Consider the following 312-nt stretch of genomic DNA (forward strand, 5'->3'; position numbering starts at 1 on the left):
TGGTTCAGTTGCTCAGGTGACTTTTGAGGCTGTTAAGGGTGGTCCTTCTGAAACTCTAGAAGCTGATGTCGTGCTTATTGCTACTGGACGTTTTCCATATACAGAAGGACTTGGCTTGGAAGAGGCTGGTGTTCAGTTGGATGAACGGGGGTTTATTACAATTGATGCGCATTGGCAAACGAATATTCCAGGAGTTTATGCGATTGGTGATGTCGTTAAAGGACCAATGTTGGCACATAAGGCAGAGGAAGAAGGCGTTGCTGTGGCAGAAATTTTAGCGGGTCAAAAGGGACATGTTAATTTTGATGTCAT

General features: G+C 44.6%; 1 protein-coding gene. It reads left to right on the plus strand.

Going from position 1 to position 312, the window contains the following annotated elements; translation table 11 throughout:
• On the plus strand, positions 1-312 hold a 312-nt coding region (locus ACFINS_RS10650), incomplete at both ends, for an FAD-dependent oxidoreductase (RefSeq protein ID WP_375706258.1).

The organism is Bartonella sp. AA2SXKL, assembly GCF_042197205.1.
Classification (GTDB): Bacteria; Pseudomonadota; Alphaproteobacteria; order Rhizobiales; family Rhizobiaceae; genus Bartonella.